The organism is Pseudomonas sp. P5_A2_2, from assembly GCF_054177685.1.
This window is the reverse complement of record NZ_JBGCUL010001305.1, coordinates 1-1,085: the sequence shown is the minus strand read 5'-3', so window position 1 is coordinate 1,085 and position 1,085 is coordinate 1. Positions and strand designations below refer to the sequence as shown.

The following is a 1,085-nucleotide window of genomic DNA, read 5'->3' as shown; positions in this document are numbered from 1 at the left end:
CTGTGGGAGCGAGCCTGCTCGCGAAGGGAGCAACTCGGTCCATGGGCTAGCCGAAGCGATAGATGTCCATGCCCAATGCCCCCATGGTGAACCCCTGATGGGCAATGCTGAACGGTCCACCTGCAGCGCGGGCAAAGTACAGCGGCAACAAGTGTTCGTCGCTGGGATGGTTGCGCACGGCATTCGGCGCTTGTTTGCGATAGTCGTGCAATGCGGCTTCGTCGTTCGCGGCGAGTTTTTCGATCATCCAGTCACGAAACGCCTGGGCCCAGGGCTCAACACTTTCGGGACCGGCATGCCAGTCCAGTTCCCGCAGGTTGTGAGTGATGCTGCCGGAGCCGATCAGCAGCACGCCTTGCTCGCGCAGGCTGGCCAGCGCGTGGCCGACGCGGGTCTGCAGGGCGGGGCCGCCACGGGTGGGCAGCGAAACCTGGACAATCGGGATCTCTGCTTGCGGGTACATCAGCGATAAAGGCACCCAGACGCCATGGTCGAAAGGCCGATTGCTGTCGATACGGGCAGGAAAGCCAGCGGTTTTCAATAACTCGGCAACCTCTGCGGCGAGTCGTGGGTCGCCGGGAGCCGGGTACCGGACTTCGAACAGGGCTTTGGGAAAACCACCGAAGTCATGCCAGGTTTCCGGTTGTGGATTGCCGCTGACCAGCAGCTCATCGCTTTCCCAGTGTGCGGAAACAATCACGATGGCTTTTGGCTTCGGTATCTCGGCGGCCAGGCGGGCGAGTGCCGGCCCGCTGGCGCCGGGTTCCAGGGCGAGCATGGGGGAGCCGTGGGATATGTACAGGCTAGGGAACATGAATGAGCTCCTGAGAGTTAAGATGCAACATCTTCAGTCAGATCATTAATCTAAATCTAATATAAGTTTTAGGGTGTTTTGATCGAATTTTCGGGGTTAATTATGCAGCCTGAGTTTTGGCACAAAAAATGGGCGGCGAACCAGATCGGCTTTCACCTGCCGCAGGTGAACCCTCATCTGAAGCGGTTCTGGCCAGCGTTAAGCCTTGAAGAAGGTGCACGCGTGTTGGTGCCGTTATGTGGAAAAAGCCTGGATTTGCTATGGCTCGCCC

1 protein-coding gene and 1 pseudogene are annotated in these 1,085 nt (G+C 58.7%); one reads left to right on the top strand and one right to left on the bottom strand.

Annotation, left to right across the window (positions count from 1 at the left end):
* Positions 1 to 46: 46 nt before the first annotated feature.
* Positions 47 to 814, bottom strand: coding sequence for a DODA-type extradiol aromatic ring-opening family dioxygenase (locus ACXRVY_RS30985; protein ID WP_223463749.1), 768 nt, complete (start codon positions 812 to 814; stop codon positions 47 to 49).
* A gap of 102 nt (positions 815 to 916) precedes the next feature.
* Between ACXRVY_RS30985 and ACXRVY_RS30980 the strand changes: the two are divergent.
* Positions 917 to 1,085: pseudogene (locus ACXRVY_RS30980) on the top strand (thiopurine S-methyltransferase); the annotation flags it as partial.